The organism is Vreelandella azerica (genome assembly GCF_013112225.1).
GTDB classification, from domain to species: Bacteria; Pseudomonadota; Gammaproteobacteria; order Pseudomonadales; family Halomonadaceae; genus Vreelandella; species Vreelandella azerica.
This window is the reverse complement of the sequence record NZ_JABFHI010000008.1, coordinates 17,662-41,003: the sequence shown is the minus strand read 5'-3', so window position 1 is coordinate 41,003 and position 23,342 is coordinate 17,662. Positions and strand designations below refer to the sequence as shown.

25 protein-coding genes, 1 other RNA gene and 6 pseudogenes are annotated in these 23,342 nt (G+C 52.0%); 9 read left to right on the top strand and 23 right to left on the bottom strand.

Going from position 1 to position 23,342, the window contains the following annotated elements; translation table 11 throughout:
- Positions 1-33 precede the first annotated feature (33 nt).
- From ubiH to HLB35_RS14920, 3 genes and pseudogenes are all read right to left on the bottom strand, one after another.
- Positions 34-1,280: pseudogene (gene ubiH, locus HLB35_RS14930) on the bottom strand (2-octaprenyl-6-methoxyphenyl hydroxylase).
- Positions 1,281-1,437: 157 nt separating this feature from the next.
- Entirely contained in the window at positions 1,438-2,784 is a 1,347-nt protein-coding gene (gene pepP / locus HLB35_RS14925) for a Xaa-Pro aminopeptidase (RefSeq protein ID WP_171703184.1), read from the bottom strand.
- Positions 2,785-2,847: 63 nt separating this feature from the next.
- Positions 2,848-3,425 (bottom strand): annotated as a pseudogene (locus HLB35_RS14920) (UPF0149 family protein).
- A 191-nt stretch (positions 3,426-3,616) separates the two neighbouring features.
- On the opposite strand from HLB35_RS14920, the gene HLB35_RS14915 reads away from it, so the two are divergent.
- The 3 genes from HLB35_RS14915 (at position 3,617) to HLB35_RS14905 (ending at position 4,955) form a co-directional block, all read left to right on the top strand.
- On the top strand, positions 3,617-3,940 hold the full coding sequence (locus HLB35_RS14915) for a cell division protein ZapA (RefSeq protein ID WP_171703183.1): 324 nt from the start codon (positions 3,617-3,619) through the stop codon (positions 3,938-3,940).
- Between the two features lie 111 nt (positions 3,941-4,051).
- A non-coding RNA gene (gene ssrS, locus HLB35_RS14910) (6S RNA) lies at positions 4,052-4,234 on the top strand.
- Positions 4,235-4,238: 4 nt separating this feature from the next.
- On the top strand, positions 4,239-4,955 hold the full coding sequence (locus HLB35_RS14905) for a 5-formyltetrahydrofolate cyclo-ligase (RefSeq protein WP_171703182.1): 717 nt from the start codon (positions 4,239-4,241) through the stop codon (positions 4,953-4,955).
- A 447-nt stretch (positions 4,956-5,402) separates the two neighbouring features.
- Here HLB35_RS14905 and ilvA read toward each other — a convergent pair whose 3' ends face one another.
- Positions 5,403-6,950, bottom strand: a complete 1,548-nt coding sequence (gene ilvA, locus HLB35_RS14900) for a threonine ammonia-lyase, biosynthetic (protein ID WP_328732210.1) — start codon at positions 6,948-6,950, stop codon at positions 5,403-5,405.
- 124 nt (positions 6,951-7,074) lie between these two features.
- Here ilvA and rpiA point away from each other — a divergent pair, with 124 nt between their 5' ends.
- A complete protein-coding gene (gene rpiA, locus HLB35_RS14895) occupies positions 7,075-7,749 on the top strand; it encodes a ribose-5-phosphate isomerase RpiA (protein WP_171703180.1) in 675 nt (224 codons plus the stop codon).
- Here the strand turns inward: rpiA and waaA are convergent.
- The 3 genes and pseudogenes from waaA to HLB35_RS14880 all read right to left on the bottom strand — a co-directional run bounded on the left by waaA (position 7,746) and on the right by HLB35_RS14880 (position 11,587).
- Positions 7,746-9,047, bottom strand: coding sequence for a lipid IV(A) 3-deoxy-D-manno-octulosonic acid transferase (gene waaA, locus HLB35_RS14890; protein ID WP_171703179.1), 1,302 nt, complete (start codon positions 9,045-9,047; stop codon positions 7,746-7,748). The genes rpiA and waaA overlap by 4 nt on opposite strands.
- Before the next feature lie 2 nt (positions 9,048-9,049).
- Positions 9,050-10,479, bottom strand: a pseudogene (gene hldE / locus HLB35_RS14885) (bifunctional D-glycero-beta-D-manno-heptose-7-phosphate kinase/D-glycero-beta-D-manno-heptose 1-phosphate adenylyltransferase HldE).
- On the bottom strand, positions 10,469-11,587 hold the full coding sequence (locus HLB35_RS14880; RefSeq protein WP_171703177.1) for a glycosyltransferase family 9 protein: 1,119 nt from the start codon (positions 11,585-11,587) through the stop codon (positions 10,469-10,471). The pseudogene hldE and the gene HLB35_RS14880 overlap by 11 nt, the downstream one beginning before the upstream one ends.
- Positions 11,588-11,680: 93 nt before the next feature.
- Here HLB35_RS14880 and HLB35_RS18610 point away from each other — a divergent pair, with 93 nt between their 5' ends.
- The gene (locus HLB35_RS18610) at positions 11,681-11,938 is read left to right on the top strand and encodes a lipopolysaccharide kinase InaA family protein (protein WP_328732191.1); all 258 of its coding nucleotides are present in this window, start codon (positions 11,681-11,683) and stop codon (positions 11,936-11,938) included.
- A gap of 8 nt (positions 11,939-11,946) precedes the next feature.
- Positions 11,947-12,312, top strand: coding sequence for a lipopolysaccharide kinase InaA family protein (locus HLB35_RS18605; RefSeq protein ID WP_328732190.1), 366 nt, complete (start codon positions 11,947-11,949; stop codon positions 12,310-12,312).
- 56 nt (positions 12,313-12,368) lie between these two features.
- On the opposite strand, the gene HLB35_RS14870 is transcribed toward HLB35_RS18605, so the two are convergent.
- The 12 genes and pseudogenes from HLB35_RS14870 to HLB35_RS14830 form a co-directional block, all read right to left on the bottom strand.
- On the bottom strand, positions 12,369-12,530 hold the full coding sequence (locus HLB35_RS14870; protein ID WP_171703165.1) for a hypothetical protein: 162 nt from the start codon (positions 12,528-12,530) through the stop codon (positions 12,369-12,371).
- 84 nt (positions 12,531-12,614) lie between these two features.
- Positions 12,615-13,158, bottom strand: a pseudogene (locus HLB35_RS14865) (exopolysaccharide biosynthesis polyprenyl glycosylphosphotransferase); the annotation flags it as partial.
- A 69-nt stretch (positions 13,159-13,227) separates the two neighbouring features.
- Positions 13,228-14,359, bottom strand: a protein-coding gene (locus HLB35_RS14860; RefSeq protein ID WP_422822424.1) for an IS3 family transposase whose coding sequence is annotated in 2 segments (ribosomal slippage) — positions 13,228-14,101 and positions 14,100-14,359 — 1,134 coding nt in all. Because the reading frame shifts where the segments join, the coding sequence is not laid out codon by codon here.
- Between the two features lie 34 nt (positions 14,360-14,393).
- Complete coding sequence (locus HLB35_RS17670; protein ID WP_328732188.1) at positions 14,394-14,918, bottom strand: hypothetical protein; 525 nt, start codon at positions 14,916-14,918, stop codon at positions 14,394-14,396.
- 5 nt (positions 14,919-14,923) lie between these two features.
- Positions 14,924-15,268 carry a hypothetical protein gene (locus HLB35_RS17665; protein WP_235937274.1) on the bottom strand — a complete coding sequence of 115 codons (345 nt, stop codon included), beginning with the start codon at positions 15,266-15,268 and terminating at the stop codon, positions 14,924-14,926.
- 36 nt (positions 15,269-15,304) lie between these two features.
- Positions 15,305-16,393, bottom strand: coding sequence for a glycosyltransferase family 4 protein (locus tag HLB35_RS14850; RefSeq protein WP_171703176.1), 1,089 nt, complete (start codon positions 16,391-16,393; stop codon positions 15,305-15,307).
- Complete coding sequence (locus HLB35_RS14845; protein ID WP_235937269.1) at positions 16,390-16,869, bottom strand: glycosyltransferase; 480 nt, start codon at positions 16,867-16,869, stop codon at positions 16,390-16,392. Before HLB35_RS14845 ends, HLB35_RS14850 begins: the two co-directional genes overlap by 4 nt.
- Positions 16,870-16,892: 23 nt before the next feature.
- Entirely contained in the window at positions 16,893-17,132 is a 240-nt protein-coding gene (locus HLB35_RS17660; RefSeq protein WP_328732186.1) for a hypothetical protein, read from the bottom strand.
- 217 nt (positions 17,133-17,349) lie between these two features.
- Positions 17,350-17,763 (bottom strand): hypothetical protein, encoded by a 414-nt coding sequence (locus HLB35_RS17655; RefSeq protein ID WP_235937268.1) that lies wholly within the window; start codon positions 17,761-17,763, stop codon positions 17,350-17,352.
- A complete protein-coding gene (locus tag HLB35_RS17650) occupies positions 17,706-18,074 on the bottom strand; it encodes a hypothetical protein (protein ID WP_235937267.1) in 369 nt (122 codons plus the stop codon). The genes HLB35_RS17655 and HLB35_RS17650 overlap by 58 nt, the downstream gene beginning before the upstream one ends.
- 8 nt (positions 18,075-18,082) lie before the next feature.
- On the bottom strand, positions 18,083-18,583 hold the full coding sequence (locus tag HLB35_RS17645) for a hypothetical protein (RefSeq protein WP_235937266.1): 501 nt from the start codon (positions 18,581-18,583) through the stop codon (positions 18,083-18,085).
- A gap of 41 nt (positions 18,584-18,624) precedes the next feature.
- Positions 18,625-19,416 (bottom strand): lipopolysaccharide biosynthesis protein, encoded by a 792-nt coding sequence (locus HLB35_RS14830; protein WP_235937265.1) that lies wholly within the window; start codon positions 19,414-19,416, stop codon positions 18,625-18,627.
- A 167-nt stretch (positions 19,417-19,583) separates the two neighbouring features.
- Here HLB35_RS14830 and HLB35_RS14825 point away from each other — a divergent pair.
- Positions 19,584-19,875: pseudogene (locus HLB35_RS14825) on the top strand (IS1380 family transposase); the annotation flags it as partial.
- 55 nt (positions 19,876-19,930) lie between these two features.
- On the opposite strand, the gene HLB35_RS14820 reads toward HLB35_RS14825, so the two are convergent.
- Entirely contained in the window at positions 19,931-20,392 is a 462-nt protein-coding gene (locus HLB35_RS14820; RefSeq protein WP_171703174.1) for a hypothetical protein, read from the bottom strand.
- A 466-nt stretch (positions 20,393-20,858) separates the two neighbouring features.
- Positions 20,859-21,047 (bottom strand): hypothetical protein, encoded by a 189-nt coding sequence (locus HLB35_RS14815; RefSeq protein ID WP_171703173.1) that lies wholly within the window; start codon positions 21,045-21,047, stop codon positions 20,859-20,861.
- A gap of 135 nt (positions 21,048-21,182) precedes the next feature.
- On the opposite strand from HLB35_RS14815, the gene HLB35_RS19025 reads away from it, so the two are divergent.
- Together HLB35_RS19025 and HLB35_RS19020 are read left to right on the top strand one after the other, a co-directional pair.
- Positions 21,183-21,614, top strand: a complete 432-nt coding sequence (locus HLB35_RS19025) for a helix-turn-helix domain-containing protein (RefSeq protein ID WP_171703276.1) — start codon at positions 21,183-21,185, stop codon at positions 21,612-21,614.
- A 53-nt stretch (positions 21,615-21,667) separates the two neighbouring features.
- Positions 21,668-22,197, top strand: a pseudogene (locus HLB35_RS19020) (IS630 family transposase).
- 145 nt (positions 22,198-22,342) lie between these two features.
- Here the strand turns inward: HLB35_RS19020 and HLB35_RS17640 are convergent.
- Entirely contained in the window at positions 22,343-22,777 is a 435-nt protein-coding gene (locus tag HLB35_RS17640; protein ID WP_328732180.1) for a glycosyl transferase family 90, read from the bottom strand.
- On the bottom strand, positions 22,723-23,331 hold the full coding sequence (locus HLB35_RS17635) for a hypothetical protein (RefSeq protein ID WP_235937263.1): 609 nt from the start codon (positions 23,329-23,331) through the stop codon (positions 22,723-22,725). The genes HLB35_RS17640 and HLB35_RS17635 overlap by 55 nt, the downstream gene beginning before the upstream one ends.
- Positions 23,332-23,342: the final 11 nt, after the last annotated feature.

Here is a 23,342-nt window from a genome sequence, read left to right as displayed (position 1 = left end):
TTCTGAAAACCGCTTGTCCTGACCACTACTCGCTCAACGCTCCACGCCCATTGCCCGGCGAGCCAGACTGCGACGCAGTGGGCCCGCTAGGTTCAGGCCGATCAACCCCGCCGCGCGGGCATGGCCCAATAGCGGCCAATCGAGCCCAAACAGCCTTACCAAGCCATCGCTGAAACGGATAACGTTAGCACGGTCACGCTCGCGGCGCTGTTCGAATCGGGCCAGCGTCTCCATCGCCCCCAGGGTAGCCGCTGCGTTCAAGTGATTATCGCCTTTCTCAACATTGCCCTGCGCCAGCGCTTGAGCCAGCGTATCAACAAGATCCATCACGCCTCGCAATGCCAGATTAAAGCCCTGACCTGCCACCGGGTGCAGCGCATGGGCCGCATTACCTAACACCACCAGGCCGGGCCGCACCGGCTCATCTGCGGTAGTCAGTTTGAGCGGATAGACATGGCGGTTGCCCACCCGGGTGAAACGCCCAGCGCGGTCACCAAAGGCCTTTTGCAGCTGGGCGAGAAAATTACTGTCGCTCAGCGCTAACCTGGCCTTTTCATCCCCGCTGGGGTGTGTCCACACCAGTTCCATGGCATTGCCCGGTAAAGGCAGTAATGCAATGGGGCCATCCGTTGTGAAACGCTCATAGGCAATGCCTTGATGAGGCTGGCTGACGCCCACATGGGTAATCAGGGCCGTCTGTTGATAGGACGTCTGCGCACTGGGAATACCCAGTTGTTCCTTGAGCCCTGAACGCCCCCATCGGCCAGCACCGTCAGCCCCGCCACCAGCTCACTGCCATCCGATAGGGTCAGGTGGTGCCCCTCGGCCACCGGTGCCAATTGTTCAACGCGCGCTGGGCAATGCCATTCAAGCGGCAAGCCGCTTAGTTCGTGGTGTAAAACACGCCCCATCCAGGCATTCGGGATGACATGCCCCAGCGCCTCAACGCCAACGTCTTGCGCATTCAGGCGTGTTGCCCCCATTCGCCCCCGCTCACTGATATGAATCCGCCGGATGGGCGAGGCTTCCTGTTGCATCGCCTCCCACACGCCCAGGCGACGAAAGCGCTGTGCGGAACCCTCAGCAATCGCGCTGGCTCGGGCATCAAAACTGGGCTGCCAGACAGGCGGTTCAGCAGCCTCCGGCAAGGCGGTGGCTTCAATCACCGCCACGCGTAACCCATATTGCGTGATCAGCGGTGCCAGCGCACAGCCCAGGCTGGCGCCCACCAGGCCTCCTCCTATGATCACAATATCGTGAGTGACTGCTTGCTCGGACATCGCCATCGTTGCGCCCTCTTAGTATAAAAGCCTCAATATAAAGCCTCAGCACATAACCTAAGTTGAAAGGCTCAGAAACAGACATAAAATAATAAAAATCAGTTATTTATTTCGTAATGTAAATTACATAATAAATAAAACAACTAACCAAAAGCGGTTATTTATCAGCCATAAGGGCCTCAATATCTGCAATCTCTTTGGGTACATCAGAGGTAATTACCTCGTGGCCTTCGGCGGTCACCACGACATCATCTTCGATACGGATACCGATGCTACGGTAGTCAGCCGGAATATCTTCGTCATCCGGTATATAAAGCCCTGGTTCAACGGTAATCACCATGCCCGGCTCTAAAGGGCAAGAGGTTTCAGGATCCAGGCGGTAAGCGCCCACATCATGAACATCCAGACCCAGCCAGTGGGAGGTGGAATGCAGGTAAAAACGCCGATAGCTTTCATTCTTGATGCACTCATCAAGCTCACCTTTCAGCAGCCCAAGCGCTATTAACCCTTGTGTCAGGTCGCGCACCACACCTTGATGGATCTCATGAAGCGTTGCACCGGGGCAAACAGCCGCAACGGCATTCTTCTGGGCTTCGAGAACAAGGCTGTAAAGCGCCCGCTGGGGTGCGCTAAACACACCTGAGACGGGGAAGGTTCGGGTGATATCACCAGCATAGAGGGCATATTCAGCGCCAGCGTCTATCAGCACCAGCTCACCTGCCTTGAGCAGGGCAGAATTTTCAATGTAGTGCAGAACACAGGCGTTTGCACCGCTGCCCACAATGGTGCTGTAGGCAGGGCCGCTGCCGCCCTGCCAGACAAACTCATGCTCCAGCTCAGCCTGCAGGTGGTATTCATGTAGCCCAGGTGCGGCTGTCCGCATGACACGGCAATGAGCCCGCGCCGAGATGGCGGCCGCATGGCGTAACAAGGCGAGCTCTTCATCTCCCTTGATCAGCCGCATATCATGAATCAAGGGCGCAATATCCAGCCAACCCTGCAGCGTCGGGTGACCACGCCGCTGAGCGGCCTGCGCCTGCTGATAGGCGTCGTCAGCCAAGCCTCGGGCTTCTGGATGCGAGAGGGGGATATAGAGCATCTCACAGCCACTGAGCAAGGTCTTGAGCTGCTCCTCGCGCTCGGCATTTTCAAACGCCAGCTCAACAGCATGCTCTCGCATAACGCCTTCAGCCCCCAGGCGACGCCCCGTCCAGGCTTCCATGGTGGGGTCACGATCCTGACAGAACACCACGCACTGCCCGCCCTGATCGCTGCCATCAGGCAGTAACACCAGGAGGGCGTCGGGCTCAGTGATCCCGGTCAGGTAATAGAAATCACTATCCTGGCGGAACGGGTATTCACTGTCGCGGGAGCGGGTTACCAGGGAGGCCCCCGGGATCAGGGCTGCCGAATGGCTTGGCAGCTTGTGCATCAATCGAGCACGGCGCGCCTGATAAACCTGTGGCGCAATCGGGGCGGGCGATAACATCAAATCGGGCTGCATAGCGTCTCCAGTCACGTCAGCTTTTCAATACCTTGCATATTTCCAGCAACCTGAAACCCCAGTCTAATGGGTGGGCGCATCGGCCTGTTCAACCTGCGGCTGGCCGGGGTGCTGTTCGGTATACAACAACATTGCCGTCATACGCACGTGCTCGGTCAGCGCAAACAGATCGTTTTCATTTTCGGGGCTATCATCAATATCGGCCTCGATCCCCGCAATGGCTGGCATATCATCAAGGGCCTCGCACAAGGCCTGGGACCAGCGCTTACGTGTTTCATCATCTACCACGTCGTCAATGACTTCGTTAAAACCTTGCACCCAGTCCTTGAGGCCTTGCGCCTGCTCAGCCAGTGAAAAAGCTCATCCGGCAGCAAGGGGGTGTAGTTGAGATCGCTGGCGCTCAAAGCCTCCAGCGTCTGCTTGCGCCAACCCAGCAGGCGTTCACCGCTGCTGGTGTCAGCCGGCTGTTCAACGCCCAGACTCAGGCATACCTCTTCCAACCATGCCGACGCTGAAATATCCCGAAGCGCCAATAGCCCACACAAGCGCCCGTCTAGAAAAGCGGGCGACTGCATGCTGCCATGCAGCAGAAACACATCGGCAATATCAGAAAATTCGTGGCGTTCATCGATCAGGGACATAACAGAATCCATCAGGTGTTGGGGTGTGTGAAAATTGAGCGTGACACTACTGCAACAATCGCGTCGGCGAATCTTACTGGCGGCGTCGATTGACCCTGCAACAGTGGCTCCTTATAGTTGAGGCTGTACGCATGTTTCCATGCGGTGATATTAACGCATCGGGCCCACGCAGGCCCGCGCCGGAGCTTTCAATGAGTGACGCCAAGCGTCCAACCACGGATATCACCCTGCTAGGGCGACACTACACCATTGCCTGTGATCCGGGTGAAGAGCAGAAACTTGAGCGGGTCGCCCGCTACCTTGACCGTGCCATGCAGGGCATTCAGGCGCAAAGCAGCGTGCTGGGTACCGAACGCGTTGCCATCATGGCTGCGCTCAACATTACCAATGAGCTGTTGGAAACCAAGGACGCCCAGCGCCATTACGAGGCTGATATCACTCGCCTGAGTGAGCGCCTGGAAACTGCGCTAACAAAAAGTCGTGAGCCAGCCAATGGCACCAACAAGCCATCATGACAGCAACAGCGGGTCGCTCCCAAGCGTTTGAGCCAGCAAATTATTGCTTAAAGGTTTCGCAAAATTCACAGCGCATCTTTGGTATCCGAAGCGGCTCTGTTAGGATGGTTGCGTTCCCTGGGGTGTTCGCCAGTCGTTTACGTCCCTTGAGCCTATGCGCAATACCTAGGGGGCCAAATGCTAGCCAGTCCTGTGTGCATGTCCGCGTGACGGAAAGCCTGATGGGCTGGCTGCGGCCACCCACCTGAACCTTTGGGTTCAGGGCCAGAACGACAGCGGCACTCTGGGGAACCTTAAGATGACGTATGATGTAACCCTTGCCTCGCCAACGCTTGCTCAAGAGCCCAATGGCACCCTCCTGGCAGCAGGTAAAGATAAAACCTCCCTGCGCCGCGAACTCAAGCGCCGCCGGCGAAACCTTTCCATGCAGGCTCAACAGCTCGCCGCCCGAAAACTGTGCGCGCAGCTAAAAAAGCTGCCGGAAATCCAGCGCGCTCGGCGTATCAGCCTGTATTTACCGCTCAACGGTGAAATCGACCCCACTCCCTTGCTGCCCTGGCTATATCGGCGTGGGGTTAAGGTCTACCTGCCTGTCTTGCGCCCATTGGCAGACAATACGCTGTGGTTTGTTGCTTACCGGCCAGACACCCCTATGGTGAAGAACCGTTATCGCATTTGGGAACCCGCAGCCCAATTCAGTGCTCACAGGCGCAATCGCTTACCCCCTTGGGCGCTGGATACCATGCTGGTGCCGTTAGTCGGCTTTGATGCTAAGGCCAACCGGATGGGAATGGGCGGAGGTTATTATGATCGCACCCTGGCATTTGTTCGCCACCGTCGACCTGCGCCACGCTTGATGGGAGTTGCCCATGCCTGCCAGGAAGTTAACTCACTCCCCGTTGAACCCTGGGATATTCCGCTCAGTGCGATTGTGACAGATCAAGGTGTTATACGCCCAACCCCTCTTCGCACCAATGACATTTATGCCAATGAACGTATCCGTATCAGCCAATAGCCAACACGGGCGCCAGTGAAGTTTCCAAAAGAGGGAGCATCCCTACAAGAATGCGGCCTTTATCAAGCCTGCTAGCTGCCGGAAAGCGCCTGCGCGTACCCGGTAACCAAGACTCCCAGCACAAAGATCACAAATAATGCCATGATCGTATCTGGTTTTTTACGGCGCATGTTGTCCTTCTCCAAGAATGTTGGTAATAGCAAAATTAACTATTCAAGAGCGCCCAAAGGATCCAAGCCTGGAAATATTGGCTGATTTATCTCCAATGGTGACGACCAATGAATAATGGATAACATCGTCCATTGACTATATGGCCAATGGGCACCCCCAATCAATGGCCAATTGAATCTCTGGATGCCAGCAAACGTAGATTTAACTTCAATTAACTTTACTCGCACGGTGAGAAAGGCTATCCCACAATCAGCCAACTCAAACTAGGACGACGTGCTAGGCCATAAACAGGCGATAAGCCGGATTGTCGCTTTCCTTCCAATAGCGGTAACCAATCGCATCAAGGTGCATTTCAACATTTTTGCGGTGGCCATTAGGCACTTGCATACCCACCAGCACGCGACCATATGCCGCACCGTGATTGCGGTAATGAAACAGTGAAATGTTCCAGTCATGGGGCAGCTTGGTCAGGAAGTTCATCAACGCCCCCGGACGCTCAGGAAACTCAAAGCGATAAAGTTCTTCTTCAAAATGCTCGCTGGGGCGCCCGCCTGCCAGATGACGGGTATGCAGTTTGGCCAGTTCGTTGTCGGTCAGGTCTTCCACCTGATAACCAGCCTCTTCCAGTTTTTCGATAACCGCTAGACGGTCTTCTCCTCCCGGTTTGACCTGCACGCCCACAAAGATATGCGCTTCACTAGCATTCGAATAGCGATAACCAAATTCCGTCACCATCCGCTTGCCAAGGGTGCGGCAGAACTTCTTGAAACTGCCGGGCTGCTCATCAATGGTCACCGCCAGAATGGCTTCGCGCTGCTCACCCAATGAAGCCCGTTCGGCAATATGCTGGAGACGATCAAAATTGATGTTGGCCCCGCAGTTGATACACATCAGGGTCTGGCCTTCCACCCCGGTCTGTTGCACGTATTTTTTCAACCCTGCCAAGGAAAGCGCTCCGGATGTCTCGGGAACCGCACGGGTATCCTCAAAAATATCCTTCACGGCGGCACACATTTCATCGGCATTGACAGTGATCACATCATCCACCAGCCCCTGGATGATGCTGAAGGGCACTTCACCGATCTGAGCAACCGCCACCCCTTCCGCAAAGACCCCCACCTGATCCAGTACCACCCGCTCACCGGCGTCCATGGCAGCCTTGAGGCAGGCGCTGTCCTCTGACTCCACGCCAATCACCTTGATCTCGGGGCGCAGATACTTGACATAGGCCAGCACTCCGGCCAGCAGGCCACCGCCGCCCACCGCAACAAAAATGGTATCAATCGGTTCAGGATATTGGCGCAGCATTTCTACCGCTATGGTGCCCTGACCCGCAATCACATCAATATCGTCAAAGGGTGGAATATAGGTATACCCATGCTCGGCGATCAGCGTCTGGGCATGCTCGGCGGCAGCGGCAAAGGCATCGCCTTTCAGCACCACCTTGGCGCCCCAGCCGCGCACGGCCTGTACTTTGATCTCGGGGGTAATGCGCGGCATGACAATCACCGCCTTGACGCCCATCTGCTTGGCTGCCATGGCCAGCCCCTGGGCGTGATTACCCGCTGACGCCGCAATCACGCCCTTGGCCTTCTGTTCTTCCGTCAGTTGGGTCATCTTGTTATAGGCGCCGCGAATCTTGAAAGAATTCACCGGCTGCAAATCTTCGCGTTTTATCAGAATCTTGTTGTTGAAGCGACGTGATAGAAGAGGCGCAGAAGAAATAGGCGTTTCACGCGCAGCGCCGTAAACGCGAGCGTTAAGGATCTTTTTCACTGTAGCTTCAAGCATGGAAGTATCTCGTTGGCGGCTTTTCGGACTGATTTAAGATAAAGCCGATATTGTTAGCAGATTCTGGCCAGTGTCGTCTAGGACTGTTTGAGCCATTATACTGCTGACTCAACAGGCCCTAACCATTTTCAGTTTTTATTGCATCAAAAGGCTCACCATGACCCAGGATGAACTCAAAGCAGCAGTGGCAGATGCCGCTATCAAGGAAATCGAACCGTGGCTTGAAAAGGATACCGTGCTGGGCATTGGCACTGGTTCCACGGCCAACCTGTTTATCGACCGCCTGGGACGACTGGGGGACCGCTTCCAGGGCGCTGTTGCCAGTTCTGATGCCAGTGCCAGCCGTCTGAAAGCGCAGGGAATTGATGTACTCGAACTTAACTCTGTGGGCACGCTACCTTTTTACATCGATGGCGCAGACGAAGTAAATGCTCACTTACATATGATCAAGGGCGGCGGTGCTGCCTTGACTCGGGAGAAGATCGTCGCTGCCTGCGCTGAACGCTTTATCTGCATTGCGGATGGCTCAAAATCTGTAGCTCGATTGGGCGAATTCCCCCTGCCCATTGAAGTGATTCCCATGGCGCGTTCCTATGTGGCCCGCGAGCTTGTCAAACTCGGCGCCGAGCCGGTTTATCGTGAAGGGGTGGTGACGGATAACGGCAACCAGATCATCGACTGCTATGAGTTCATGATTGATGACCCTGAAGCCATGGAAGCTCGCCTGAACAATATTGTTGGCGTGGTGACCAATGGCCTGTTTGCCGCCCGCGGCGCCGATATCCTGTTGCTGGGTACGCCAAAAGGCGTCGAACGCACTGCGCGGCGCTAATCCGGATCTTGCCCCGCCTTCGCTGGCAGTAGTTGAACCAGACCTGCCAGCGTACGCTCAAGCGCGCCGCGCTGCTGTTCGACAACCTGCAGCCCCAGGGCACCTTTGCGCGCCGTCTCATCGAGGTCATCAAAGGCAGCCACCAGTGCTGCCACAAGCGCCTGCTCATCGGCCACGCTTTCCAGCGCTCCGGCAGCTTGCAGGGGCTTGGCCACATCCTCGAAATTCTCCAGTGACGGGCCACACAGGGTAAAGCGCCCAAGGCTTGCCGGTTCCACCACGTTATGGCCGCCCAGAGGCACCAGACTACCGCCCACAAAGGCCACATCCCCTACAGTGTAGAGCTGCTCCAGTTCACCCAGGGTATCTGCCAGGTACACCTGGGTCTGCGCTGTCACCGGCTGCTGCAGGCTTCGACGCGCCGTTGTACATTGCGTTTTCTCACACAGTTTTGCCACCTCGTCAAAGCGCTGCGGATGACGCGGCGCGAGTATCAACAGCGCCTCAGGATGATAGCAAGCAAGCTTGCGATGGGCCGCAAGCAGCACGGCTTCTTCTCCTTCCCGGGTTGAGCCAGCTACCCAGACAGGGCGTTTACAGGTCTCCAGACCCAGCTCACGACGTAAGCACTTACTATCGTTACCATCGCCTTTATTGTGGCTAATTTCAAACTTGAGCGAGCCGACAACCTGCGTTCGATTAGCTGACATGCCGAGTGCCGCAAAACGTTCAGCATCGGCTTGAGACTTGGCTGCCAACCAACTGATACGGCGTAAGGTATTGGTCATCAGCGGGCGAATTCGCAGGTAACGCCTGAATGCCCGCGGCGACAGACGACCATTGACCACAGCAACAGGTAGGTGATGTTGATGGCAGCAGGCAATCAGATTGGGCCATAGCTCGGTTTCAAACAGGATGGCCAGCGCAGGCTGCCAGTGGCGTACAAAGCGTTTGGCGCTGCCGGGGAAGTCCAGGGGTATAAAGCGGTGGATTAATCGCGATGACAGGTGAGTGAGCACTTGCACCTGCTGTGCGCCACTAGCGGTCATGGTAGTTAGCAACAGGTGATGGCGCGGATAATGCGCCAGTAGCGCCTTGATAAGCGGCTGGGCGGCGCGTACTTCACCCACTGAAGCGCAGTGCAGCCAGATATAGGCTTGCCCTGAACGCGCTGACGGCTCGATGCCAAGCCGTTGCCAACGCTGGTAAGTGGGTACTTGCTCACGCCATACCCGCTGCCAGATCAGCGGAGACAGCGCATACAGAGCGACTGAATAACCGAAACGCGGCCAGTCCATCCTCACCCTTCACGATCCAGTATGGTGGCAATCATTGCCGTGGTGGAAACACCGTCTTCAAAGCCCAATACTTTGACCTTTCCGCCTCTGGCGCGCACGGCAGCTCCCCGGCAATCTCATCCGGCTGGTAATCGCCACCCTTGACCAATACATCCGGCAGAATGGTTTCAATCAGGGCCGCTGGCGTATCGTCACTAAAGGGTACCACCCAATCGACGGCACCCAGCCCTGCCAACACCTGCATACGGCGTTCCAGCGGGTTGATTGGCCGCAGCGGCCCTTTTAAACGGCTAATGGAAGCATCGTCGTTCACCGCTACGATCAAGCGATCACCCAGACGCTTGGCCTGCTCAAGATAGGCAACATGCCCAGCGTGCAGGATATCAAAGCAGCCATTGGTCATCACCACGCGCTCCCCTCGCGCCTGCGCCGCTTTCACGGCATCTGCCAGGGTGAGGGTGTTGGTCACTCCGAACTCAGCCAGCTTATCGCCATGCAGGGCCGTGTACAGCTCGGCTATCGACAGTGTTGCAGTTCCCGGCTTGGCCACCACCAAACCAGCACCCAGGTTGGCGAGCATCATGGCCTCGGGGAAGCCGTAACCCGCCGCAATGGCCAGCCCCATCAGCCCAATCACGGTATCTCCCGCACCGGTAACGTCGAACACTTCCTGAGCGCGCGTGGCCAGATGCAGGGGTGCATGGCCTTCACGAATCAGGGTCATGCCTTTCTCGCTGCGGGTGATCAGTAAGGCTTCCAGTTCGAGTTCAGCGCGCAAGGCTTCTCCGCGCTCAGCCAGCTGCTCATCGTTATCACAGCGGCCCACAACGGCCTCGAATTCGCCCAGATTAGGGGTGATCAGACTGGCGCCGCGATACTTGCGAAAATCCTGGCCCTTGGGGTCAATCAGCACGCGTTTACCCGCCTGCCTGGACAGCTGGATCAACTTTTCAACCTGATTGAGGGTGCCTTTGCCGTAATCAGACAGAATCAGTACGTCACACTCCGCAAGCTCTGCCCGAGTGCTCTCCAGCAGTGGTTGAGTATCCACTTGGCCCAGCGGCTGTTCGAAATCCAAGCGCAGCAGCTGCTGATTCCGGCTCATCACCCGCAGCTTGGTGATCGTTGGCACCTGGCCACTGTACTGAAAGTGAGTACTTACATTAGACGCTTCCAGGCGTGCCTTCAAAAGCGCAGCATTATCATCCTGCCCCACCACCCCGGCGAGCGCTGCATGCGCTCCCAAGGCAGCAATGTTCAGCGCCACGTTGGCTGCCCCACCTGGCCGGTCGTCGGCGTCTTCCACGCGCACCACAGGCACTGGCGCCTCGGGCGAGATACGCGAGGTGCCGCCATGCCAGTAGCGATCCAGCATGACATCCCCCACGACAAGAACTCGGGCACGCTCAAGGGCGGTTAAGTCAACTTTCATCAGACATTCCTTTTACACTGGATGAGCGGGTGCTGGCGTTGCGGTATTCGGTATGCGCCAGCAAGGCATCAAGCTTGGCGATGACGGTATCTGCCTTGATCAGGTTCATGGCATCCTGATGGCGTACCCGCTGTCCCCAGCTGACCTCGCTGATATCTTTGTGCAGATAAGTACGCACCGCTTCTGGGTAGGCATTCACCGCAAAGTCGCGCCATAGATAAGGCGCTGCCCGCTGAGGGTTGGTGGTGGCGTAGAGCCCGAGTGTCGGTGTGCCCAGCGCATTGGCCATATGAGCCGGGCCAGTATCTGGGGCAATGGCTGCCCGTGCGCCCTCGATCAGCGCCAGCAAGCCCTTTAGCGAGGTAGCGCCAATCCCGTTGATCACGCTTTCAGGCTGGCAAAGGGCTTCAATCCGTGCGCCCATGGCCTTTTCTCCAGCGCTGCCACCACCGGTCAGTACGCTGACCAGGCCATGCTGCACCCAGACATGCTCGATCACACTGGCATAGCCTTCCGCCGACCAGTTACGGAAATTACGCAGGCGTGGGTTACTACATGGGTTGATGACCAGATACGGCTTTTCAGCGCTGATTCTGCGCGCTTCTTCATAGGCCTGTGGCGGCACAGGCAGTTGCCATTCCAGGCGGTCATCTTCTACGCCTAGCCGCCGGGCAAAGTCCATAAAGGATTCCAGCACGTGGGGCGATTGCCTGGGCGCCAGCTGTACCTGGGTGAACCAGTGCTGAAAATCCTTGGCCCGCGCCTTGTCGTACCCTATTCTCACTCCTGCCTTTAACCCTAGAGACAGCACACTGGCACGAATCGCCTGCTGCATATGCAAGAGTACATCAAAGCGGGTATCTGACAGTTCACGCCACAAGGCGCGCATACCGGCAAGGCCGGTAGATTTGTCATAGACGACAAACTCGACCCCTGTCATCCCAGCCAGTAAACTGTGCTCCGCCTTGCCAATAATCCAGGTAATGCGCGCCTGAGGCCACTGACGCTGAAGAGCACGGACGGTCGGAACAAGATTGCAGATATCGCCTAGTGCCGATAAACGCAGAATAGCAATATGATTGGGTTGAGCAGGCAAAGAGGGCTTCATGCGCTTAGCGACACTCCAGCAGGAAAAAATCTGATTTTATACGATGCGGACAGTTTATGTGACGTAGCAGGGTCACACCAAGTTCAGTCAGCATTGTTTACCGCTGCTTACTGGCAGCGGCTTGGCCAGATAACCGGCGAGGCTCCCGGGCGTGGCAACAGTCTATTCATTCAGCCGAACCCCGGCGGGCATCAGGAGTGGGTGCTACGCCGCTATCTGCGTGGCGGCTTGATGGCTAAACTAAACCGTGACCAGTATCTGTGGACAGGCCGGGAGCGTACCCGTGCCTTTACTGAAATGCGCCTGAATGCGCATTTTTTGAACTCAGTCTGCCCGTACCGCGCCCGATAGCCGCCTGTGTGACTCGCCACGGGCTGACCTATCGCGCAGCCCTGATCACCCAGCGTATCAAAGGCGCCTGCGCCCTGGCAGAGTGGCTATGTCATCCCGCCATTAGCTGGGCGCAACGCCAAGAGGGGCTGGGAGACGTGGGCCGGATGATTCGCCGTTTCCACGATCACGGCCTGGATCATGTCGACCTGAACGCGCGCAATATCCTGATGGATACGGACCACCAGCCCTGGCTGATCGACCTGGACCGCTGCCGTCTGCGCGCGGCAGGTTCTTGGCAAGACGCTAACCTGAACCGGCTGGAGAGATCCCTTACCAAGCTGTTACCCGATCAGGCTAATCTCTGTATGGCAGAAATTCGCAACGCTTATTGACGGATAGCTACGCTTGCCTATTGGTATTGGGTCCCATCGGGTGTTGTGTCTCCGAATCATTCGGCAAGATGCCAACCATTTTTACGTTCGCACTGGCTGAACAACCCCTTGATATAGCGAATAGCACGATCCCGCGTTTCTGAACGAGGAAAGAGCGAGCCTAATCGAGAAGCCAGATTTTCCATCAATGCTGAAATGAGGAGATCCAATTCCTGCATCTGCATCTCGTGATTATCTGTATATCAATCACATGCAGAGTAGTTTACTCATTTACGGCTGTAGTACTAAATGTTGTCCAAGAATTAATAGGCGTTTTTATTAATAAAGCCTTTGAATACAGTTAAAACGATGATCTTTAAATCCAACCAAAGCGACCAATTGTCGATGTACCAAAGGTCATACTCTACCCGCCGCTGCATTTTTTGCAGTGTATCCGTTTCTCCTCGCAGGCCATTGACCTGCGCCCAGCCAGTGATACCTGGCTTAACTTTATGGCGGCGCATGTAGGACGCGACTAGCTCTTTGTAATGCTCATTATGCGCAAGAGCATGGGGGCGCGGGCCGACAATAGACATGCGACCTTGGAGTACGTTGTAGAATTGCGGCAGCTCATCTAACGAAGTCCGCCTCAAAAATGACCCTACGCGAGTAATCCTGGGATCATGCTTGCTTGCCTGGGTGACGCTACCTGTCTTCTTGGTGAACATGCATTGAACGAAATTTATAGACCCTAAACCGCTGACCATTCGACCCTTCTCGGTACTGCTTGAATAGAATAGGTCCTGGCGAGGTGACCTTTATGGTCAGCGCAATCGCTAAGCATACCGGTAGGATCATGATGGAAATATGAGGTGGACCCAATCAGTTGGACAACCTGATGGTATCCCTAAGCTATAATCCGGTTGTTTCCCTGACTCAGGCTGCCAGAGATATGGGTTGCCCGTAGTACACCTCATCGGGCGTTTGGTAATCAAGGGTTTGGTGGTACCGGGTCTGATTGTAATGCCAGAAGTACCGGTGGAGCGCCTGCTTCAAGTGTTGTCCATCCTCGAAAGCGGCAAGGTAAACACACTCGTATTTGACGCTGCGCCAGAGCCGTTCCACGAATATATTGTCATGGTAGCAGCCCTTGCCGTCCATGCTGATCCGGATGCCATGATCTTTGAGAACGTTTGTGAAGGCCTCACTGGTGAACTGGACACCCTGATCGGTATTGAAGATCTCCGGCGCTCCATGGCGCTGTAGAGCCTCCTCCAGGACATCGACACAAAAGTCTGTGTCCATGGTGTTGGAGACCCGCCAGGACAGCACCTTGCGGCTGTACCAGTCGATGATGGCGACCAGATACATGAAGCCCCGGGCCAGCGGAATATAGCTGATATCTGTTGCCCACACCTGGTTGGGGCGGTCGATTTTCAGCCCTTTGAGCAGGTACGGATAAACCTTGTGCCCGTCGCCCGGAATGCTGGTTCTGGGGCGTGGATACACCGCCTGAATGCCCATGGTGCGCATCAGCCTCTGCACCCGCTTCCGATTGACCCGATAGCCCTGGTGCTGCAAATGGGCACGCATCTTGCGAGAGCCATAGTACGGCGTTTCCAGGTGTTGCTGATCAATCAGATACATCAGGTCCAGATCCTCCTGACATGGCTCACGAGGGACGTAGTACACCGATGAGCGGCTCAGCTTGAGCAGCTCGCACTGGCGTGAAAGACTGATTTGGGGATGACCACGCTCGATCATTGCCAACCGCTGTTGGCGGCTTACTGATCGAGCTTGCGCGACAAAAATCGCGTTCCACCGTCAGTCGACCAATCTCACGGTACAGCTCGTCTGTGCTGGGCTCATCGGATTGCTTGCCGACCTTCTTCTTGCCTTCGAAGAGGTCGGTAGCGTTCTCCAGCAAGTCGCGCTTCCAGGTGCTGACCATGGTGGGGTGGATCTGAAAACGAGCAGCAATTTCGGATGTGGTCTGGTCGCCCTTGATGGCGGCCAGAGCGACTTTGGACTTGAATGATGCGCTGTATTGTTTGCGTTTCTTGCTCATGATTCTCCTCCTTGTGGAGATGATGAATCATAGCTTAGGCACCTGTCCAAATTTTGGGGTCCACTTCAATAAGTGAGCCAATAATGATATCTTCGCTACGCTTCACAAAGCGAGACATACCGCTCATAGGTGACACACTTAGGTCTATAGCATAGTGTCCAGCCACCTCACTCATGCGGTGGTTAAGTAAATGCATATCTTCAAACGCGGGAATAAAGCGTACTTCTGCCGTGTGGTTGCGGAGTGCATAAAACAGAGCACGAACCGTTTGACCCATTTCAAAGGGTACGCAGATCCAAACTTCGCGTGCCTTAGAGCGGCTAATTCGCTGGACAATACGCTCGATACACTCATCGCTAACTTTACCTTTAATACGTTCGACACCCGCGATGGTGTGCCCTTCCCAGGCGACACTGCGAATACCTTCTGCAACGCTGAGTACGTTGGTGGCCGGGCCAATCAAGAAAACAGGCCGCCTTGCTCCACCCCGTAAACGCACGTGCTTTAAGCCAAGCTGCACCAGTATGCGTGCACCTCCTGCGAATAAAAACGATATCACCAGAGTTAAGCCAATCCATAACCGTGAATAGCGGTCAGCGGAATGCGAGAAAAGATCAACGATGCAGCAGCGACCCCTACTGCAGCCCAAACTAACAGTAGCTTGCCCAACATTTGCTCTACCGGCGTAATTCGCCAACGGCGGTAACTACCGGACATGCTATTAATCACTAGCACCAGAAGGCCAATACAAATAAGGGCGAGCACATAGCGCTCGTGGGGATGAAGCGAACTGAACCGCACCCAGTTCGCTAACCAACCGCCAGCAAAAATGGCAAGTACATCAAAAAAGGGAAATACCACCTGTGGTGGGAAACGCTCCGAAAACGTCATAGTTTTTGGCTTACCCATTGCGGCCTTCCTTTATGCATCGAATCATCAACATGTTCAATCGCTTTGCTGCTTTCTCAAAATAGTATTCACCCCCTGGGAGAATACTTGCTGGTCACTAAATTGTTGGCGCACCTTGCTCGCCTGCTCACTGAGAAAAGCGCGTATATCTTCAGGCTGGGCATAAAACGCTTCGATTGCTGCGACTAAGCCCTCTACGCCATCCTCATAAAAGAAGCCGTTCTTGCCCTCTTGAATATACTCCTTCGATGCATGCAGCTTTGCGTTCGCAATTACGGGAATCCCGCAGGCCAGGGCCTCTACAGCGACCAAACCGAAGCTCTCGCTTACCGATGGAAATACAAACACGGAGAAATCCGTCAAAACGGTTGGCAACTGTTCTCTAGGAAGCGCCCCAGTGAATGTAGTTGAGGATGCAATACCTAATTGTTCTGCTGCCCTTTCCAGCGCAGTTCGCTGAGAACCCTCTCCAACCAAAATTAAGCGCTTATTCGGGATAGCGAGCTTAGCAAATGCTTCCAGCAGCGATTGGCAGTTTTTACCCGGCTCAAGGCGTGACACGCAGCCTACGGTAAACATGTTCGACTGCGTCACTGATGAAGCATTCGATTGTGCCACGAAGTGTTCCCCTACGCTATCAGGGTACACTTTAACAATGCGTGATAAGGAAAAGTCCAAATGTGTGCTGATCTGGTGGCGAAAATGTTCTGAGGGTGCCACACACAGATCTATATTATACTTTAACCGATGAAAACAAGAACGAAATAGCCGAGAACTCGTGATTTGTACGAGATCGGTACCATGAAAGCGAAGCACCAAATAAAAATGTTTGGGCTTAACGAGTGATAGCAAATACAGCAATGGCAAAAAATATACCGGGTAGTGAACTTCCAACAGAGTTCCTGCGGGTTTATTGCGTAACGAACGGGCGCACCGGGTAAGCAAACCCACATATAGCCTAATCTTGCTGAATTTGCCGGTAGGCTTTTCACGAATCGCGACAAGCTGAACGTTTTCGTTGCCCAGCGCCTGACGCCAGGCTTGCTCAGTCGATTTTACAAAGGTGCCGTAGTGGGGAGCTTTCTTTGTAGGGTAAAGGTTGGTCCATAAAAGCAGCTGTTTCATGGCTTGCGGCCCTTAATACCAAGATGCTCAGCAATATGACGCCCCAGTTCATTATCTTGGCTTTCCTGGCCTGGAAGCTGGTAGGCCGCATTAGGGTTTATCAGTTCATCAAGCGCGGTAAAAAATGCCTGCTTATCTGAGCAAAACGAGAGTATTGGGAACCGGCCCGTAAAGGCCTTGGCGGTATCCAGCTGATGATCATTACGGTGTTCGGCTAACGCGTATTGGCGCGGTAAAAACACGCCTCGCTTACCATGATCTAGGCACGATAAAATACTGCCCATTCCTGCATGCGAAAAAATACCTTGGGCTTGGCAAAACCATTTGTAATATTCGTCACTGGAGAGCGTTTTGAATACGTTCATATCTGGGTGGGTAAACTCACTACTTTCACCTACCTGTGCGACTACCTCTCCTTCGTAGCCACGGCTATCGTGCCATTCTGCAAAGGTTTCCAACAAGCGGTCAAACGGCAACTGGGTGCCCACAGTGATAAAAATCATAGGACTTTCCCCCAGTAGCTGACGCGCTTGTCATTAGCAGCTAAATGCTCCCACTGGGTGAGACAGATATCGCAAAAAAGCCGCGCTATCTTTCCAGAAAAGGAGAGCTGCTGGTAGTTGGCCATGCTATCGACCCAGATCACTTGTTTGCCCATAAGCTTAGCGATAAAGCAGAGTAGCAAGCCAGGCAGCGCGCCTGTAGAAATGACGGCATCTGGCTTAGCAATTTTCAACACGGCATACGTCTTACGGACAGCAGAGATCAGGTCCTTTATGCGACTTCCACGGTGTACATTGGGGCAAAAAGGGCAGGGGTTCCGTTTACTATTAAGCCCTGCTCAGTGCTAGCAAAGGTAAACGAGACGTTGTCGTGATCGACACTCTCTGCTATTTGCCCATAAAGCCGCTGTAGCTGTATGAAGTGACCTCCGAAAGATCCCACTAACAGAATTTTCATACTTCCTCCCTGAATGTCAGCTGATCATATTTTAGTTTATAGAGGTACCCCACCAACAATGCGGTAGCGCTCGAAGCGATACCTGAATTCACCACATGCCCTGCTGCCACGCTCACTCCTAAGACGGTAAAAATCAGCAGCAAAAAACTAATCCCGTATCGTGGCTGATGCTGTAACAGTTGAACTGCCCAAATGGCTCTTAGCAGCCAGGGCAAATAAAAGAACACGCCGCCCAGCACGCCAAAAGTGATAAACACATCGACAATATCTATTTCGACCAGAGACCCTCGAATACTGAGCAGCTGATCTACCCCCACTCCAAACAACACATCCATGAATCCAAAAGGCACGATCACAAGATCAATCGCTTCATTGAGAAAAGAGAGACGACCACTGAGTAGTGCCCCCAAAAACCACCGTGTAGTTGCTGTAGGAAAAGCATCCGGTCAAGTAACCCAGTCGCCTGTATGAACTGATAGCCAAGTACGATGACCGCCGCCATGCCTATCAAACCCAACGTATATACAGCAGGGATGCGCCTGATTTTAAAGTAACCGTTATGTATAAGAGAAAATACGAATATTAGACAGATACCTAACATTGCCACTTTAGTGGCTTTCATTAGGAAAAACAGCAGAAACACACCAAACACACCAGCTAGTAACCAAGCGCTTTTTGTCTCCGCAAACCGAAGTAACACAATGCTGGCGGAAGCAAGCATGAGGTAGCTCATTTCATTACCTGCGATAATGAAGCCTTTACCGCCAATTCCCCGGCATATTGAGACTCTCCCACACCAAACACACCTAGCGTAACGTTCATCGACATGATGAAAAAGTAAAAAAACATCAGCCACGCAATTTTTCGATTATTCCAAAAATCGCTTGGATGTTTAGCTTCGCCTATCAAATAAAACAACAGCGCTAGAGTCAGCAGCCCCCTCACAGCCCATGTGATGCTCTCGACGGCATGTCCATAAATAAACACCTGGTAGAAAAGACACAAGGTGATCAATAGAGCGCATAAAAGCGCGTATATAAACAGCCTTACATGATAAATCAACAACGCGACCATCAGCCCAATAAAGCCTAGTGCTTTGTAGGGTGCGGAAATGCTCGGTATTGTCACGTTATGGTAGTAAAAATAACCATTCACCGTATCAACAACAGGCCATACTATGAGAAAACACAGCAGCAAGATATTGATGCACTGTTTAAGCTTGAGATCCATGGAAGCCTCCGGCATGCACTAAGCGCTTCAAATGCCTTTGATTACTTGGCACGCCGATAAGCGATAGCTACTTGTTTTACAAAAATACTAAACACCGCCACTAATGGTGCCACTAGCAAAGCTACTATTACGCCAATCGCTAAGATAAACGTCTTACCAATACCGTTTGGCTTAAGCGATTGTAATGCTAACTGGGTAGGGCCTCCGGGGTTAATACTCTCAATACGACGATCAAGCTGAAGCATATCCTCAAAAAAAGAAACCTGTAGCTCACCTGCGGCTTCACTGTTTGACTTACGTGCTGCTTCTAATGCTTGAGAGTAAGCTTCGTACTGAGCATTCAGTCTCTCTGTTACGCCTTCAACCAGCTGATGCTGATCTTCCTGAATGGAGGCAATTAGGCCCTCGTGGAACTGCTCAACAACAGGCTGATATGCTGTATCCGCATCGCTACTTATTAGAAGCGACAGGGTGTTTCGAGGGTTAGATACTTCGACTTCAAAAGTAATATCAGCGATTTCATCATCTTGCAATAACCGCCTATGCTGCTTGTCAATAAAGGTATTATCTAGTTTTGCGATGACCTCTTCGGGTTCTTCAAGCCCCACACGATTTCCTTCCAGTGTCTCATAAGAAGCAATCGTATACGTCGTGACAAACCCATATTTTACTGGCTTCAGCCATAACGCAGCCAGTGTTAAGAGTATAATGCAAACCACACTTGTAAGCATGATTTTCCACTGTTTTAGTAGCAACACCACGAAGTCAACCAGCAACATATCATCCGGATTTGAATTCTCTTTAACTCGTAAATCCATTCTATCCCCCGTCATTACTGCTCTCCACTTACCGCATAGCGGTCACACTTTATTCCTGCCTTATTCACGGCACAGGCCTGAAAATAAAGATGGCGAATGGTGTTCTCTATAAAAATCAGCACGTTCCAGCAAGAACCTGATCCAAGAGAACCATTCGCCATGGGTGAAAGACTACCTCCCTGGAAACCGACCTGCAACGGCTCTGTTCATGTGAACCGTCCTGAAAATATCGACACGGTGCATGAAGGGCTATTACGATTAGCGATCTGGCAATTGAACAGCTTGTCCATCGTCACGTCTTACACAAACGATGCACCCTTGACGCTTGATATTGATGGTTGGCCCATTGAGGTCTTTGGGCACCAGGGCGGCAGCGGCTACTCGGGTACCCGCATCTATTCCCCGCTGATCACCTCTATTGCCGAAACTGGCGACATAGTGGGCGGCTTGCTACGGGAAGGGAATGCGGGCCCTATGTTCGGGGGGCGGGAAACGGCACCCTGTTCGTAGGAACACGTTCCCTACCCTATCACTCTCGAAAATAACGATTCATCAACTGCCGATACCAAATCATTCTACAAATGTTAACTATCCCTAGAATGGCTGGCAAAAGGTAAATAGTAAAAAATGCATCTTGCATAGTCGGCAAAATATTAAGCGCCACAAACACTCCCATGATCCCCAAAAAAACAATGACGTTAAAATAAAATGCTTGTCGCTCATACCCACATAAATTAATCATAACGGACTCAACAACACCCAACTGGGCGGTTGCAATATAAAACCCCAAAGCGGCTACGAAAACAGCCGATGCAAAAAAATCATTAATATTGACAAAAAAATACAAATAAATAAAAATAAATAGCGTTAAAGATGGGAATAGCGTAGCGATGATTATTTTCACTTTTCGGCGCAGACTTAATACAAACTTATCATCAAAATGATTCGCCAAAATCATTTTAGATAAAGCAGCAGTGCCATTATTGATCACTCCCCTCGGAACCGCTGAGATAGAACTAAAAACTAAGGCCGCAATGGAAGCAACAACTGCGATCTCACCGCCACCTAAAGCAGCAAAAAAGAGGGGAGAATAAAACTTACACCTCCGCTTGCTGCATTAGACATCCCTACTACCAAGCTTGAGACTGTTTCATCCTTAGATATCAGAGTTAAACTACCCTTACTGAGAAAATCGCTAACATGATTAAAATGCCAGAAAAAAACAATGCATAGCGATATTAAATATGAAAAAGACAAGATAACAAAAACAGCAGAGCTATTAATTTTATTATAAATAATATAAAAGCTCAGGATAAAAGAAACAAACAACAGACCTATAACAACATCGTTCACTAACAAGCGATAAAAATCTCTTTTAAAAATAAGATAATTTCTAAATACCTGATATACCGATGTAGAAATAACTAGCAAAAGCAATGAGAAAAAATTCGGAACAATTAAAAAAATGAAACTAAATAAAGACCAATAAAAGCAACCGCACCACCAATAAAAATGGCTGACAAAGAGTAGTTTAAAAAATTAGCACCGCTATCTTCCGCCATTCTTTTAACGAGCATCGTAGAAAAACCGATGCCACAAACCATAACAAAAAATGCAGCTAGCGTGTATTGCGAAGAAAAAGCCACCACCTCTTCTTTAGCAATAAAATATGTAGAAAATATAATAACAAATATTCTAAAAGCACCAGGCGTAGCTGCTGTAATAAGTGCCTATGCAATAATTATAGGGTATAAAGATGTAACTCAACGAGGAGATACATCATGTCCAAGCCGTTACGCTTCATCTCTTTGACACCAGACCAACAGCGCATTGTAAATAACGCTTATCAGTACGGTGAAAAGCGAGCCTTACGCCGTCGCGCTCATGCCATCTTATTGAGCCATAAAGGGCACACGATCAATCAAATTCGTGACATTCTCGGGGTCAAGCGCGATACGGTATCGACATGGCTATCCCAGTGGGAAGCAGACGGTATTGACGGTCTGCAAGACAAACCCCGCGACGGGCGGCCAAACCTTCTCAATGATGGCGAGATAGCGTTATTGCAGCAGCTTGTTGAAGATCATCCTCATCAGTTGCCGGTGCTGCATGCCAAGTTTCAAGAAAAAACCGGGAAAGTGGTCAGTCGAGATACCCTACGTCGTGCTCTAAAAAAAACGGTAACAGTTGTAAACGTGTTCGCTACTCGCTGAAGGCACGGCGTGACGAGACAGATTTCCGCAATACGCAAGGCCTGATCAACGCATTGAAAGAATGGGAAGACAGCGGCACCTGTGATCTTTACTTCTTTGATGAAACTGGATTTTCGCAGTCTTCATCACTGCCTTATGCATGGAGCCCAATAGGGCAACCCTGGGAAGTCACTGCTTACTCTCATAGCAAGAGATTGAATGTATTAGGTTTTTATCCAGAAAAGGGATGTTCTTTCATCATATGACAATGGACACGGTGAATAGTGAAACGGTTATAGAGGCGTTTGACCAATTTGCAGCACAGAAAGATCCTGATGCCTTCGCTGTTGTTGTGCTAGACAATGCCAAAATGCATCACTCCAAGGCATTTCGACGGAAAATCATTGATTGGATGACCCACCGTATTCACCTGATTTATCTGTCGCCATACTCGCCTGAGTTGAATCTGATCGAAATTCTTTGGCGTGAAATCAAATATCGCTGGTTACCACTGACGGCCTATAGCTCTTTCGATAGGCTCTGTCAGGCGGTGAAAGGCGTCTGTAACGGTTATGGCGTAGATAACACGATAACTTTTGCATAACTACTTAACAGATAAAGATTTTTTTAATTTTAATGAATAGCGAAACATTACCACCACCATGAAATTTAAAAATAGCGATATAAAGGCGCTTGACACCTCCGTCCACCCTTAAACCGAAAGGTGTCCATACCGATCAAGCCTGACTCTATTCCCATAGCCCCAACCCGAGGGGCGCCACTTGTCCGGTTTTCTCAAAATACTTCTGCATGACCAGGAGCCCGATAAGGTGCTCTCTGGGCGCATCCAGAAAAGGTTTAACATAGTTGTTAGCGTTGCGAATAATCGCGTTGGCCTGACCCGGGTGATCAATGTAGTACTGTACTTTTTCATCCAGATCGCTGTAGTCGTCGGCCAACAACACATAGTGATAGCCCGGCACCAGAGCACCTTCCATGAACCAGGTTTCAAATTTTGGCTTCGTCATGAAACATAGCGAATTAGAGGCCATCACCCATTTCAGGTTAGTGGCAACATCATTGCCTTCGATGCTGAGAATAAATTTATAATCAAGCTGCTGGGAAATACTCAGAAAACCTTTGTGCCAGGCTTCGTGGCTGAATTTTTCATGGCTATCGCCCACATCGCACAAAGGGTGGCAATAAAAGCGTTTGACGAAGTCCTGGCGATGTTCACGGTGGCAGGCCCCCGCCAGACCAGCCGATTTTTTTTGTGTTCAAACGGCTGGTGATCTTGAACAAAGAAATAGTGCCTTATCCTGTTCAGCTTGAGTAACACCGAGGTTTGGTTGTCATCGCTGATCGGGCGGCTTTTCAGAAAGGTTGGCTCAACTGGCACGGTTCTGATATCACCTGGTTGATAAAAAAACCGCATGGCCGGATCAAAAGCAAGCAGATATTTTTTCATATCAATGTAATAGGCCCAGCTTTTGCCTTTGCTGAAATCACTTGCCCTTTGTGCCCCTGAGGTTAAAGGGGCTGTCTTCTGCCACTGATTGTAATAGTTAACCCGCCGCTGAATATCGTCGATGTCACTTTGTGAGCGCTCTATTTCAAATTGCTTAAACCAACGTATTTTCTGGTCGATATAATAACGCCTAGGCAGGCCAGTTTCGCCAAAACCCTTAAGATAGAAAGCCAGTTTATGACGATTCTTTTTCCATTTGTCTTTTAACAAAGCAACTCTCT